Source organism: Alkalihalobacillus sp. BA299 (genome assembly GCF_017745675.1).
Lineage (GTDB): Bacteria > Bacillota > Bacilli > Bacillales > Bacillaceae_F > Alkalihalobacterium.
Map to the genome: position 1 here is coordinate 13,546 of NZ_JAFLJM010000007.1, position 13,653 is coordinate 27,198.

At 36.9% G+C, this 13,653-nt stretch carries 11 protein-coding genes and 2 pseudogenes; 9 read left to right on the plus strand and 4 right to left on the minus strand.

Annotation, left to right across the window (positions count from 1 at the left end; translation table 11 throughout):
• Positions 1-11 precede the first annotated feature (11 nt).
• Both gcvPA and gcvPB read left to right on the plus strand, forming a co-directional pair.
• Positions 12-1,361 carry an aminomethyl-transferring glycine dehydrogenase subunit GcvPA gene (gene gcvPA, locus J0N78_RS10770; RefSeq protein WP_209123060.1) on the plus strand — a complete coding sequence of 450 codons (1,350 nt, stop codon included), beginning with the start codon at positions 12-14 and terminating at the stop codon, positions 1,359-1,361.
• A complete protein-coding gene (gene gcvPB / locus J0N78_RS10775) occupies positions 1,354-2,814 on the plus strand; it encodes an aminomethyl-transferring glycine dehydrogenase subunit GcvPB (RefSeq protein WP_209123061.1) in 1,461 nt (486 codons plus the stop codon). Before gcvPA ends, gcvPB begins: the two co-directional genes overlap by 8 nt.
• Positions 2,815-2,891: 77 nt before the next feature.
• Here gcvPB and J0N78_RS10780 read toward each other — a convergent pair whose 3' ends face one another.
• Positions 2,892-3,269, minus strand: a complete 378-nt coding sequence (locus tag J0N78_RS10780) for a rhodanese-like domain-containing protein (protein ID WP_209123062.1) — start codon at positions 3,267-3,269, stop codon at positions 2,892-2,894.
• Positions 3,270-3,478: 209 nt separating this feature from the next.
• Between J0N78_RS10780 and J0N78_RS10785 the strand changes: the two genes are divergently transcribed.
• The gene (locus J0N78_RS10785) at positions 3,479-4,315 is read left to right on the plus strand and encodes a lipoate--protein ligase family protein (protein WP_209123063.1); all 837 of its coding nucleotides are present in this window, start codon (positions 3,479-3,481) and stop codon (positions 4,313-4,315) included.
• A 10-nt stretch (positions 4,316-4,325) separates the two neighbouring features.
• On the opposite strand, the gene dat is transcribed toward J0N78_RS10785, so the two are convergent.
• On the minus strand, positions 4,326-5,168 hold the full coding sequence (gene dat, locus J0N78_RS10790) for a D-amino-acid transaminase (RefSeq protein WP_209123064.1): 843 nt from the start codon (positions 5,166-5,168) through the stop codon (positions 4,326-4,328).
• 460 nt (positions 5,169-5,628) lie between these two features.
• Here dat and J0N78_RS10795 point away from each other — a divergent pair.
• From J0N78_RS10795 to J0N78_RS10815, 5 genes and pseudogenes are all read left to right on the plus strand, one after another.
• Positions 5,629-7,065: pseudogene (locus J0N78_RS10795) on the plus strand (vitamin B12-dependent ribonucleotide reductase); the annotation flags it as partial.
• Between the two features lie 200 nt (positions 7,066-7,265).
• Positions 7,266-7,502, plus strand: a complete 237-nt coding sequence (locus J0N78_RS10800; protein ID WP_209123066.1) for a PDDEXK family nuclease — start codon at positions 7,266-7,268, stop codon at positions 7,500-7,502.
• A gap of 198 nt (positions 7,503-7,700) precedes the next feature.
• Positions 7,701-8,825, plus strand: a pseudogene (locus J0N78_RS10805) (vitamin B12-dependent ribonucleotide reductase); the annotation flags it as partial.
• Between the two features lie 284 nt (positions 8,826-9,109).
• Entirely contained in the window at positions 9,110-9,535 is a 426-nt protein-coding gene (gene mntR / locus J0N78_RS10810; protein ID WP_209123068.1) for a transcriptional regulator MntR, read from the plus strand.
• A 605-nt stretch (positions 9,536-10,140) separates the two neighbouring features.
• The gene (locus J0N78_RS10815; protein WP_209123069.1) at positions 10,141-11,031 is read left to right on the plus strand and encodes a patatin-like phospholipase family protein; all 891 of its coding nucleotides are present in this window, start codon (positions 10,141-10,143) and stop codon (positions 11,029-11,031) included.
• 12 nt (positions 11,032-11,043) lie between these two features.
• Here the strand turns inward: J0N78_RS10815 and J0N78_RS10820 are convergent, their stop codons facing one another.
• Together J0N78_RS10820 and J0N78_RS10825 are read right to left on the minus strand one after the other, a co-directional pair.
• On the minus strand, positions 11,044-11,880 hold the full coding sequence (locus tag J0N78_RS10820; RefSeq protein ID WP_209123070.1) for a phosphatase PAP2 family protein: 837 nt from the start codon (positions 11,878-11,880) through the stop codon (positions 11,044-11,046).
• Positions 11,881-12,172: 292 nt separating this feature from the next.
• A complete protein-coding gene (locus J0N78_RS10825; RefSeq protein ID WP_209123071.1) occupies positions 12,173-12,544 on the minus strand; it encodes an SA1362 family protein in 372 nt (123 codons plus the stop codon).
• A 540-nt stretch (positions 12,545-13,084) separates the two neighbouring features.
• Between J0N78_RS10825 and J0N78_RS10830 the strand changes: the two genes are divergently transcribed.
• Positions 13,085-13,576 (plus strand): YqhR family membrane protein, encoded by a 492-nt coding sequence (locus J0N78_RS10830; protein WP_209123072.1) that lies wholly within the window; start codon positions 13,085-13,087, stop codon positions 13,574-13,576.
• Positions 13,577-13,653 lie beyond the last annotated feature (77 nt).

Here is a 13,653-nt window from a genome sequence, read left to right on the forward strand (position 1 = left end):
GGGGCAATACGATGAGTTTTCGTTATTTACCAATGACCGAGACGGATAAGCAAGAGATGCTTGAGACGATCGGTGTACAATCGATAGAAGAGCTTTTTCAAGATATTCCAGAGGAGATTCGTTTTAAAGGACAATTAAATATTAAAGAATCTCTTGCTGAACCTGATTTAGTAAAATATCTTCAAGGTCTTGCGAAGAAAAATACCAATTTAAAACAGATGCCATCTTTTTTAGGTGCAGGAGTTTATGAGCACTACATTCCTTCAGTAGTTGACCATGTCATTTCTCGCTCTGAATTTTATACAGCCTACACACCTTACCAGCCAGAAATTTCTCAAGGTGAGCTTCAGGCGATTTTTGAATATCAAACAATGATTTGTGAGTTAACAGGAATGGATATTGCTAATTCTTCTATGTATGATGGTCCGACAGCACTTGCAGAAGCAGCAATGATGAGTGCAGGGCAAACGAAGAAAAAACAGATTCTTGTTTCGAAGGCGGTTCACCCAGAGGCTCGTGATGTTTTAAAAACAAATGCAAAGGGACAAAACTTGACAGTTGTTGAAGTAGAAATTCAAGATGGAGTAACAGATTTAGAGGACTTAAAATCAAAATACGATGGTGAAACGGCGTGTGTAATCGTTCAATATCCTAACTTCTTTGGTGCGATTGAAAACCTAGCAGCAATTGAAGAAATTACGCATACTGAAAAAGGAATGTTTATCGTATCAAGTAATCCACTAGCACTAGGAGCATTAAAGCCACCTGGTGAATTTGGAGCGGACATCGTCATTGGTGATGCACAACCTTTCGGAATTCCAACACAATTCGGTGGACCTCACTGTGGTTATTTTGCAACGACGAAAAAGCTGATGCGTAAAATTCCAGGGCGCCTTGTTGGCCAAACGACAGATGATAAAGGTCAACGTGGTTTTGTTCTAACGCTACAAGCCCGTGAACAACATATTCGTCGTGAAAAAGCGACTTCTAATATTTGTTCGAATCAAGCGTTAAATGCTCTAGCTGCATCGGTTGCGATGTCTGCAATTGGAAAATCTGGCGTGAAAGACATGGCGATTCAAAATATCCAAAAAGCAGCATACGGAAAAAAGAAATTACAAGAAGAAGGCGTAGAAATCGTTTCTTCTCACCCAACGTTCAATGAATTTGTCGTAAAGTTAAACAAGCCTGTTAAAGAAATTAATCAAGCACTTTTTGCAAAAGGAATCATAGGTGGATACGACTTAGGTAAAACGTATTCAGAGTTAGATGGACATATGTTAGTAACAATAACTGAAATTCGTACAAAGACTGAAATAGACCAGTTTGCGAAAGAATTGGGGGCGGCTATCCATGAGTAAAAATCAATCATTAATCTTTGAAATGAGTAAGCCAGGACGTATTAGTCATAGCCTGCCTGAAAATGATGTTCCGGAAGTAGACTTATCTGAATTGTTGCCAGAAGAATTTGTTCGCACGAATGAGCCTGAACTTCCAGAAGTTTCAGAGCTGCAATTAATGCGCCACTATACTGCTTTATCAAAACGAAACCATGGGGTTGACTCAGGATTTTACCCACTTGGCTCGTGTACGATGAAGTATAATCCTAAGATTAATGAAAATGTCGCTCGTTATGAAGGGTTTGCTCATATTCATCCGTATCAAGAAGAAGAGCAAGTCCAAGGTGCATTAGAGCTATTATATGAGCTACAAGAATCATTAGCTGAAATTACTGGAATGGACGAAGTTACTCTTCAGCCAGCTGCTGGAGCTCAAGGCGAGTGGACAGGCCTAATGTTAATTCGTGCCTTCCACGAAGCAAATGGAGATAATCACCGTACGAAAGTAATCGTACCTGATTCAGCTCACGGAACCAATCCAGCTTCAGCTACAGTTGCAGGGTTTGATTCAATTACGGTTCGGACAGACGAAAATGGCTTAGTTGATTTAGAGCACTTAAAAGAAGTAGTCGGGGAAGACACTGCTGCTCTTATGTTAACAAACCCAAATACACTTGGACTATTCGAGGAACATATTGTGGAAATGGCAACGATTATTCATAATGCTGGCGGTAAGCTTTATTATGATGGGGCGAACTCTAACGCAATCTTAGGAATTGCGCGACCTGGAGATATGGGATTTGATGTTGTTCATTTAAATTTACACAAAACATTTACAGGGCCTCACGGTGGGGGTGGACCTGGTTCTGGTCCTGTTGGGGTAAAGAAAGATTTAATTCCTTATTTACCAAAACCATTAATCGTAAAAGATGGGGAAATGTATCGTCTCGATTATAATCGTCCAGAATCCATTGGCCGTGTTAAACCGTATTACGGTAACTTTGGGATAAATGTTCGTGCTTATACTTATATCCGCACGATGGGACCAGAGGGGTTACGTCTTGTTTCCGAGTATGCGGTATTAAATGCAAATTACATGATGAGACGTCTAGAGCCTTATTTTGATCTTCCGTACCAACAACATTGTAAACATGAGTTTGTTATTTCAGGTAGGCGTCAAAAGAAGCTAGGTGCACGAACGCTAGATATGGCGAAACGCCTGCTTGACTTCGGCTATCATCCACCGACCATTTACTTCCCGTTAAACGTTGAAGAATGTATGATGATTGAACCGACAGAAACGGAATCAAAAGAAACGCTTGATGAGTTTATTGATGTGATGATTCAAATTGCAAAAGAAGTCGAAGAAAATCCAGAAATCGTCCAAGAAGCTCCGCATCATACAGTAATCGGTCGATTAGATGAAACGACTGCTGCAAGAAAGCCAGTTTTACGGTTTGAAAAAGAAATGTAAATGCTTAAGCTAGTTAAAAATGTTTGTTGAATGGAAAAGCGGAAGGTAGACAAAACCTGTCAACCTTCCGCCTCTTCTTATTTCTTCTTAATTTTTCCGGTCCATTTTTTAAATCCACCTTTAAGGTGATGCAGGTCTTCGCAGCCACGTTTTTTCTTTAATACTTCAGCAGCTTGGCGACTTCTAGCACCTGATTGACAATATAAATAAACTGGTTGGTCTGTACGAATTTCATTCATTCGTTGCTTTAATTGAGATAGCGGAATGTTACGAGCTCCTAAAATATGGCCACCATCATATTCTTTTGGTTCCCTAACATCTATCAATTGAGCTTTACGATAACCTTTAATAAAATCATCTTGTGTTAACTCTGTTAAATACTTTGGTTTAATAAAACGTTTTACAATAATAAAAGCTAATAATCCTAACATTATACCCCATAAAATCCATTCCATCTTGTACAAAAACACTCCTTTATTTACGACAATCAATAGTATCCTCATTTATTATAAACATGGATGCCGTTTTTCGCAAAGTAATTGTGATAGTTGTAAAAATATAAGGCGAAGTAGTGAGATACTTATTTGTAATCTTTCTTTCTTTTGTTTTATTTCAGCTTTTGTTACACTTAGGATTGTATTTAGTAGTAGAAATGAGGAATTGGATGATGAAAGAAACTTGGCGATTTATTGATTCAGGTTTTTGTTCACCTGCTTATAATATGGCATTGGATGAAGCGTTATTAAATTGGCATAGTGAAGGAGCGATACCACCAACTATCCGTTTTTATGGATGGAATCCTGCGACATTATCGATTGGCTACTTTCAAAAAGTAGCAAAAGAAATTAATATGGATGCCGTAAAGAAATACGGTTTAGGATTTGTTCGCCGTCCGACAGGAGGTAGAGGAGTCCTTCATGATAAAGAACTTACATATAGTGTGATTGTGTCTGAAGATTACCCAGAAATGCCTAAAACAGTCACTGAAGCCTATCGTGTGATTTCACAAGGTTTATTAGAAGGATTCAAGCAGTTAGGACTCGATACATATTTCGCCATACCGAAAACTCAGCAAGAAAAAGATGCATTAAAAAATCCACGATCTGCTGTTTGTTTTGATGCGCCTTCATGGTATGAATTAGTCGTTGAAGGTAGAAAGGTGGCAGGAAGTGCGCAAACTCGACAAAAAGGTGTTATTTTACAACATGGTTCAATTATACTAGATCTAGATGAAGATCAATTATTTGATTTGTTTATGTATCCGAGTGAACGTGTTCGTGAGCGGTTGCAAAAGAATTTTAAAAATAAAGCCGTGGCTATAAATGAATTAAGAACTACTCCTGTAAGCTACGAAGAAGCCAAAGAGGCATTTAAGAAAGGGTTTGAATTAGGGCTTAACATTCAACTTGAGCCGTATTCATTAACAGAAGAAGAAGAAGATGTAGTTCTGGCTATTGCAGCAGGAAGATATGCAAATGATAGTTGGAATTATAAAAAATAAGCAGCAGTGTTTACTGCTGCTTATTTCGATAGTTTGTAAATGCTTCTTGTAATTTCTTTGTCCACGGTCCAATGTCGAAAGAAGTGGTAATATCTCCTTTAATAGATCGAACTGGAGTAATTTCCATTGTCGTACTGGTGATAAAGACTTCATCAGCTTGTTTTAAATCCTCTAAAGTGAATTGTTTTTCCTTTAGTAATGCCCCAATTTCGTCAGCTAATCGAAGAACAACTCTTCTTGTAATTCCATTGAGAATTAAATTCGTTGCAGGGTGGGTAAAAATGACGTTTTCTTTTACCAAAAATAAATTTGAAGACGAGCCTTCTGTGACGATTCCATCTCTATGTTGAAGTGCTTCATGGCAGTCTTGATCACTGGCTTCTCTTTTAACCATTATGTTTCCTAGTAGATTAATGGTTTTAATATCACATCGAAGCCAGCGGATATCTTTTGTCATCCATGTATCAATCCCATTTTGTTGCCATTCTATATTTGTTTCTAAAGGCTTTGAAAAACCACTTAGGACAGGTTCAATCTCTCTTGAGTATAAATGATTGCGAGGTTGAATGCCTCTAGTCAGCTGGAAGTAAACGATACCGCTATTCATATTATTTTTTTGTATTAAGGATTGAATGAGTTCTGTTATTTTAGCTGTATGATATGGAACAGACATATCTAGTGCAGCCGCACTTTGTTCGAAGCGTTCTAAATGTTCTTGCATCGTAAAAGGAACGCCGTTATATACACGCACGACTTCATAAATACCATCTCCAAACATATATCCTCTATCTTCCATTTCTATTTTTAGCTGATCTTTTGGTATAATACTATTTTGGTAAAGAACGTAGTCCATAAATTTTTTATCCTCCTTAAATCAGATGCCTTGTACTCCAATTTATCATTTACACTTGTGAGATTCTCTAGGTATTTTTACCTAAAAATTGTTAATGTATTGTTAAATTGGCTATAATTCAACCTTTTTTACCATTACTAAAATGCAACAAAGAAAATTGTTTAATTACGTCGAATTTAAGAAGGAAATTAACCTATTTCTCGAAATATCTCTTTTTCTTTCATTTCTTTTAACATTGACAAACAAGAGGTATGGATGACTAGTTTCACAATATATAGTATATATTTTAATCTTTAGCACACTATATATTGATTTGGGATATTTTTTATGTTACGCTTGACCAAGTTACCAATAAGCAAGAAATTGTTGGTAACTTTTCAAAACGTTAGACTACTTTGCTACATACAACATGTATTGCAGAAGAACAATAGATTAGATACAAGAGAGAGGAGCTATTCATATGACGATGATGATGTCGAAGGTGATGACGATCAACGTTGAAAGGCTGAATGATGATATTAAGAGGTTTCCTCAGGTTCATCCAATCACAGAGAACATGAACATTACAAAGAAAGGTGTTTCAAGACTTGTAATGCTCGATCGTTACACATTTAAAGACACAGAAAAGAAAACACTTAAAGAGGGCGACTTCGTCGTACTAACAGTGAAAGATGACCCTAAATTCCCAGCGAGAGGTTTTGGTTTTATTCTCGAAATTGATCGAGAAGCTAATAAAGCTAAAGTCCTTGTCGACGAAGAATTTCATGGTGTTTTAGATGAACCAACCGAGATAAAAACGGGCATCGTCGAGCGCTCATTAGATACAATTGAAAAACCACTAGAAATTTATTATGAACAAATAGCGAAGCGTGTAGCTACTGGTTTAGCCTCTGTTGAGGTAGATGAGAAAAAGCGCCAAGAAACGTTTGAAAAATTTTATCATGAGCTAGTTCATATGAATTTTATCCCAGCAGGACGAGTTTTATATGGTGCCGGCGCTGGAACAGACGTGACATACTTTAACTGTTATGTCATGCCATATGTAAAAGACTCAAGAGAAGGTATTTCTGAACACCGTAAACAAGTGATGGAGATTATGAGTCGCGGTGGCGGGGTTGGAACAAACGGATCCACACTAAGACCTCGTAATACTTTAGCAAGAGGGGTAAATGGTAAATCTTCAGGTTCAGTATCTTGGTTAGATGATATTGCGAAGTTAACGCATTTAGTCGAGCAAGGTGGTTCAAGACGTGGAGCTCAGATGATTATGCTTTCAGATTGGCACCCTGATATTCTGGAATTTATTATTTCGAAAATGCAAAATCCACGTATTTTACGTTTCTTATTAGAAAATACAAAAGATGACCAAATTAAAAAGTTAGTAAAAGACAAATTAAAATTCAATCCACTTTCAGACGTTGACCAAGCGATGTATCAAGGTATTGTAAACTTTAAAAATGTCGAAGGTCAAGGTGGTTTTGACAATAAAGTGATTAAAGAAGCTGAAGAAAAGCTGGCTCTTGGTGGAACGTATACTGTAAATAACTCAGAGTTTTTAACCGGTGCTAACATTTCAGTATGTTTAACGAAAGAATTCATGGAAGCTGTAGAAAACGATGCTAATTATCCATTACGCTTTCCTGATGTAGAAAACTATACAGATGAAGAAATGGAAATCTACAATAAAGAATGGCATGAGTATGGAGATGTACGTGAGTGGGAAAAACGCGGGTTTAAAGTAAGAACATATCGCACAATTAAAGCTAAAGAATTATGGAACTTAATTAACATTTGTGCAACATATTCTGCTGAACCAGGTATTTTCTTTATTGACAATGCTAATGACATGACAAATGCAAAAGCATATGGTCAAAAGGTAGTAGCAACGAATCCGTGTGGTAGAGTAGCGTAATTTGCCTCACGTAAAAAACTGCGGAATAAAGCGGGAAAACCTGAGATGGCAACCCGAACCGAAGGCTAAACGTAAAACTTTAGTCAGGGGCAACGCATAGATGGTGAAACTCTAATTAGAGAATATAATCCATCCAAGAGGCCGCAGCATTACACACATCCTCCCCAAAAAAAGTGGTGAATATGATGAATAGAGGTTATGCAGGTTATTATAAAGGACACTTTTTGAGAAGTTCTTATGAATATGCATATGCAAAATACCTTGAATTTCAATCTATACCTTGGGGATATGAAGATAAGAAATTTGATATAGGATATAAAATTTATAAGCCTGACTTCTTCTTTTATAATGAATATGGAAAAATAACAAAAATTGTTGAGATCAAATCCAGAAATGCAAAACGACCATTAAACCATTGGTAGAAGAAATAGAGAGATGGTATTTTGTTAAAGATTTTCGAGTAATATCAAAAGCCGTATTTTGAGAAGATCGAGGAAGAAAAGAGCTTATAAAATTTATGAAGGAAATATCAAAAGACGTGTAATGAAAAGGTATGCTGAACTTACAGGAAACGAACTGTAAGAACTATTGGATAAAAAGCCGATAGGATAACAATATTGGAACAACCACTCGCGCCATTTTCAGTTTGTAACTTAGCTGCGATTAACTTAGCTGAAATGGCTGATAAGGAAAATAAAGTTGTTGACTTTGAACAGTTGAAACAAACCGTCGAAGTTGGAGTTCGTATGCAAGATAATGTCATTGATGCTACTCCATACTTCTTAGAGCAAAATACAAAGCAAGCTAAAGGTGAACGTCGTGTTGGCTTAGGGGTTATGGGACTACATGACTTACTCATTTATTGTGAAACAGTATATGGTTCTGAAGAAGGAAACAAATTAGTAGATCAAATTTTTGAAACGATTGCGACGACCGCTTATCGTACAAGTATCGAACTTGCGAAAGAAAAAGGAAGCTTCCCATTTTTAGTCGGCGAGACGTATGAAGATACAGTCGCTTTAAGAGAAGCATTTATAAATACAGGGTATATGAAGAAAATGCCTGAAGATATTCGACAAGGTATCTTAGAACATGGCATCCGTAATTCTCATTTGTTAACAGTTGCTCCAACAGGGTCAACGGGAACAATGGTTGGTGTATCAACGGGACTTGAGCCATATTTCTCTTTTTCATACTATCGCAGTGGGCGATTAGGTAAGTTCATTGAGGTCAATGCAGAAATCGTTCAGGAATATTTAAACAGCCATGAAGATGTAACAAAAGATAAACTACCAGAATGGTTCATTTCATCAATGGAATTAACGCCTGAAGCACATGCGGATGTTCAATGTGTCATCCAGCGCTGGGTAGATAGTTCTCTATCTAAAACGGTAAATGCACCGAGAGGCTACACCGTAGAACAAGTACAAAAAGTATACGAACGTTTATACAATGGTGGCGCTAAAGGCGGTACAGTTTATGTAGATGGAAGTCGAGATGCTCAAGTACTTACGTTAAGCGCAGAAGAAAATACGTTTGATGATTCATCTTTTGATAGCAAAGAACCAAAACAAAAGCAACCCGTTGTTTTAGTAGACACGATTGCAGACCTTCGTTCAACAAAAGTAACATTCGGTTCTGAAGTTGGCGATAAATGCCCGGTATGTCGTGAAGGTACAGTTGAAGACCTAGGTGGTTGCAATACTTGTACGAGTTGTGGAGCACAACTAAAGTGTGGTTTATAAGGTCAAATCGTTAAGGGATAAAACTTAGCTTACTTTAACAGATCATTAGTTCAAAAATGATTTTAATCAAGGCCGACTCTCAAAAGTGTTTGACACGATTAGTCGATAACGTGTTTCCTACCTAAAGGTAAAGGGAAAAACTATTACTATTTCGTCAGACACTTGAAAATGAGTCGGTCTTTTGTTTTGCAAATACACGCATTACATATTGTTGTCATACATTACTTATAGTAAAATATAGGATAGACTTAATGGAATGAGACGAATGGAGTGGAGGAGAACCAATGCCAACACCAAGTATGGAAGATTACTTAGAACGAATATATATGCTAATCGAAGATAAAGGATATGCCAGAGTATCAGATATTGCAGAGGCATTGGAAGTTCATCCGTCTTCCGTCACAAAGATGGTTCAAAAATTAGACAAGAGCGAATATTTAATATATGAAAAATATCGTGGATTGATATTGACACCTAAAGGAAAAAAAATTGGTAAACGGTTAGTGTATCGGCATGACTTATTAGAGGATTTTATGAAAATCATAGGAGTAACAAATGAAAATATATATGTTGATGTCGAAGGAATCGAACATCATTTAAGCTGGGATGCTATCGATCGAATTGGCGACCTCGTTCAATATTTTCAAGAGGATGAAAACCGGGTAAATCAACTTAGAGAAGTTCAAAAGAAAAATGAGGAACAATCATAACAAATATGTTGTGGTTGTTTTTTTTTAAGAATAAGAAATTTCGAGGATGTCTAGCTGCAGGTGTCATCGGCTCGAGGTCGCTTCGGTCCATCCAACGTGTCTAAAAGTCAAGACACTAATTGCTGGCCCTCCAGCGCTTGTCACCGATAAGCAGACACCTTCCGCTTTTCTTGTCTAGCTGCAGCGCCCACCAACTAGCGAGACTTCCCTCACCGCCGTACGATAAGTCAACATCGGATCGCTAGCGCTACTCCGTGTTTCCTTTATCTCATTCGGTGGGGCTCCAGTCCATACGCCGGTAAACGGGCGCTTGCGCTTTTCTTGTCTAGCTGCAGCGTCCAGCGTCTAGTGGACTTCGCTCCTCCTCCTTACGATAAGTCAACATCGGCTCGTTAGCACTCGCCGTGTTTCCTTTATCTCATTCGGTGGGGCTCCAGTCCATACACCGGTAAACGGGCGCTTGCGCTTTTCTTGTTAGAGGTAAAAATGTTTCAGTGGAATTAGCATTAACCGTTTGTTACCGATTTAAAATAAAAAATTCATCAACAAATGTACCTCCTTAGACTCATTTCACATATTTTAAAAGTGAGAAGGAGGAGAGGTTGATGAAAATTGATGGTGTGTTCGCAGGAGGTGGCGTCCGTGCATTTGCATTTATTGGAGCAACACAAGTTCTCGAAGAAAGAGGGTATAGTTTTGAGCGGCTAGCTGGTACAAGTGCAGGTGCGCTATTTTCTGCACTATTAAAAGCGGGATATACAAGTCATGAGCTAATGGACTTAATGAATGAGTTGAATGCTGCTAAGTTTATGGATGGAAGAAAGACATTTTTACCTTATAAATGGATGAAATGGGTACAGCTATATTTTAAATTAGGTATGTATAAGGGAGATCAATTAGAACAATGGATAGATGAAAAGTTAGCTAAAAAAGGAGTGAAAACTTTTGCTGACCTTCCTGCAGATTCTTTAAAGATCATTGCTTCTGATTTATCTAAAGGACGGATCGTTGTTCTTCCAGATGATTTACCTAGTTATGGACTTATCCCAGAAAAATTTTCTATCGCAAGGGCCGTGAGGATGAGTAGTAGTATTCCTTATTTTTTTGAACCGGTAAAAGTATATAACCCGTCAGGTAAAAAGTCATATATTGTTGATGGAGGGGTCCTTAGTAACTTTCCGTTATGGGTATTTATGAAAGATGGTGATCAAAATTTAACTCGTCCTGTATTAGGGTTTAGATTAACGCCTAATATTGATGAAATTCCACCAAATGAAATTAACAATGCAATCGATATGTTTCAGTCGTTATTTGAGACAATGCGTAAAGCTCATGATGTCAGGTATATTGTTGAAGAGCACGCAAAAAATATTGTTTTTATCCCAGTAACGGATGTAAAGGTTACAGATTTTGATTTACCCGAAGAAAAAAAAGATGCTCTCATTCGATTAGGAAGAGAGCGAACGGAAAAGTTTTTAAAAAAGTGGGTGTATTGATTCTAAAGACTATCATCCTATTTTAGTTCCTTGCTGCTTATATATTTTCAAGCTTACAAACAGTAGTGGTGCTATATACGTAATCCATAAGCCTAATCCGGTTGCATGGATAAATTCAGCGAAGACGTGATCCGGCAAATATGTTTCTACCGTTTGAACTGCAACAATGCCCATTATCCCAATAATAATAGCGATTATTTTTTGGAGTAGAGAAACTTTTATGTCCATCCGGTTTTTGGTTTGCTCTAACTGATACCCAATCCCTGATCCGAGTAATAAGCCACTAAAAAAAGCTTGTGCCGGAGATAAAACAAAAAGAGCGATGGGTATGAAAATCCAAAGTGATATTTTAATTCGTTCTGGCATTCCACCTGACCAATCTAATGATCGATAACTAGCAAAAACGAGAAAAATACCGATAAATATCGCTCCGATGATGTCGATTGGCCAGTGAGCGCCCGTATATAAACGAGAAAATGCAACGAAAGCAATAATAAAGCAGGCAAGCAAAGTAAACCACTGTTTTGCTACTGCGGGAATGAGGTAACCCCAGAAAGTAGCTGCAGCCTGTGTGTGTCCACTCGGGAACGAATAGCTATTATTTAATTGTAATGAAGAGGTAGGACGTTCAATCATAAAAATATCTTTAATAAAGTTGTTGACATACATTGAAAATAAAAATAAAGATAAAAGCTGAAAACCAGTTTGCTTATGAATCGCCCAGTAAATAATAGGAATGACAATGAAATAGACATATTCATGACTAATCAATTGAACAAAGGTAATAAGAAATTGAAGGATAGGATGTTCTAATGATAATAACCAGGTGAGAAAGTTGGATTCAAACATAATTGGACTCCTTTCATTAACATGAAATTAAAGCAATACTTTTTTTCTTAAAGGCTCTTTTCTCAAAGATTGTTGCTTTTAGCTTTTGGACCGTAAGCCAAGCGGATGCTTGGCTCTTCACGCATAGCGTTAAGGTTTTGAAAATAAAATAGCCGTTCAGACAAATGAATTTGTCTTGAAAAGGCTATTTTATTTTCAAAAAACGGTCCAAAAGCAACAAAGTTTACGAAAACAGCCTTCTTAAAAGATATGAGAAAACATATCCTGGACTAGAATGAAAAAATCGTGCAGCTTAAAACAGTGCACGATTTTTTTTCTTTCCTTTTTTTCCCTCAATCACTGTTAAATTAGGTGCTGAACTACGTTTATTTAGCGTACGATTAGCTGACTTTTTTTGTCCAACTTTCTTTCGGTGTGGTATCACATTGGTCGTTTTCTTTAATTTATTTTTGATCTGTTGTTTTGGACGGTGAGAGGTCCCTTCCACTCCGAATTGCTTTGCGACAAAGCGTTTATACAAGAAAAATAGAATAGCAGCAATTGCAGCAAAAATAAAGATCTGACTTAACAATTGCATTGGTTGTGTAATGAGTCTGTAAAAGAAACCAAACACTGCTAATCCAATCAGAATTAAAACAAGAGGATTGTACATTTTACGAGACATTGGGCTCACCTCCAAAGAATTAGCAAAAGTTGTCTTTCAAAATAAATCTTTAACTTCTTTTTTTAAGAATAAGAAAGTTTAAATTTCGAGGATGTCTAGCGTAAGCACCCAGCGTCTAGCGAGACTTCCTTCACCTCCGTACGATAAGTCAACATCGCTTCACTAACGTTCATCGTGTTTCCTTTATCTCCTGCGGCCGAGACTAGTCCGTACGCCGCTAAACGGGCGCTTGCGCTTTTCTTAATCTTACACCGTTATTTCTATAGCTTGGCCTCCATTAGCAGGGGTTATATATCTTACAAGTACTATAAATAATTAAATAGTGTTTTGCTAAAACTATAAAAAAATGTATAATGTATTTTTTTATTTATATTCTACAACAATGTCCATAATTCCTCTAATGATATCTTCCTTGTTTATAGATTTCCCCTAAATTTTTAAATTTACACATATTTCTAGAAAATTTCTAAAGTTATCCAATCTAAAATAAATGAAAACATTAGAAAAAGATGGACATACTAGGGTTGGAGGTGTCGTACAATGGATAATCAACAGACATTAGAACAAAGCAGAAAAGATGAACCAATGTCATATAATGCTAAAATAGCGACGATTGGTATTTTCGGTGGATTACTGTGGAGTACTCTAGGTTATATTGCATTCTTTTTTAACTTTGCACGAATCGGTCCTGCTCTCGTATTAATGCCATGGGCGTTAGGAGATTGGAAAAACGGCTATATAGGACAAATTGTTGGAATTATCGTAATCGGACTGTTATCGGTACTTGTCGCGTTTATTTATAAGCTTTTATTTGAAAGGTTTAACAGTCTATGGCCTGGTATATTGTATGGGATTGTCTTGTGGTTAATTGTGTTTTATTTATTAAACCCAATTTTCCCGGGATTAAAAAGTGTAGCGAATTTAGATTCCAACACTATAATAACTACAATATGTTTGTATGTGTTATATGGTGTCTTTATTGGCTATTCAATTTCCTATGAATATCAGGAGGTAAAAAGAGTTCAATCTTAATTAGTTATCGGTTCATTAGCAAAAAAAGAAGGACCTATGGTAGAATAAACCAAATAGAACAATATATTAGTATTTTA

Coding starts and splice junctions, on each gene's coding strand:
- gcvPA (WP_209123060.1), top strand. CDS start 12: ATGAGTTTTCGTTATTTACCAATGACCGAGACGGATAAGCAAGAGATG.
- gcvPB (WP_209123061.1), top strand. CDS start 1,354: ATGAGTAAAAATCAATCATTAATCTTTGAAATGAGTAAGCCAGGACGT.
- J0N78_RS10780 (WP_209123062.1), bottom strand. CDS start 3,269: ATGGAATGGATTTTATGGGGTATAATGTTAGGATTATTAGCTTTTATT.
- J0N78_RS10785 (WP_209123063.1), top strand. CDS start 3,479: ATGATGAAAGAAACTTGGCGATTTATTGATTCAGGTTTTTGTTCACCT.
- dat (WP_209123064.1), bottom strand. CDS start 5,168: ATGGACTACGTTCTTTACCAAAATAGTATTATACCAAAAGATCAGCTA.
- J0N78_RS10800 (WP_209123066.1), top strand. CDS start 7,266: ATGAATAGAGGTTATGCAGGTTATTATAAAGGACACTTTTTGAGAAGT.
- mntR (WP_209123068.1), top strand. CDS start 9,110: ATGCCAACACCAAGTATGGAAGATTACTTAGAACGAATATATATGCTA.
- J0N78_RS10815 (WP_209123069.1), top strand. CDS start 10,141: ATGAAAATTGATGGTGTGTTCGCAGGAGGTGGCGTCCGTGCATTTGCA.
- J0N78_RS10820 (WP_209123070.1), bottom strand. CDS start 11,880: ATGTTTGAATCCAACTTTCTCACCTGGTTATTATCATTAGAACATCCT.
- J0N78_RS10825 (WP_209123071.1), bottom strand. CDS start 12,544: ATGTCTCGTAAAATGTACAATCCTCTTGTTTTAATTCTGATTGGATTA.
- J0N78_RS10830 (WP_209123072.1), top strand. CDS start 13,085: ATGGATAATCAACAGACATTAGAACAAAGCAGAAAAGATGAACCAATG.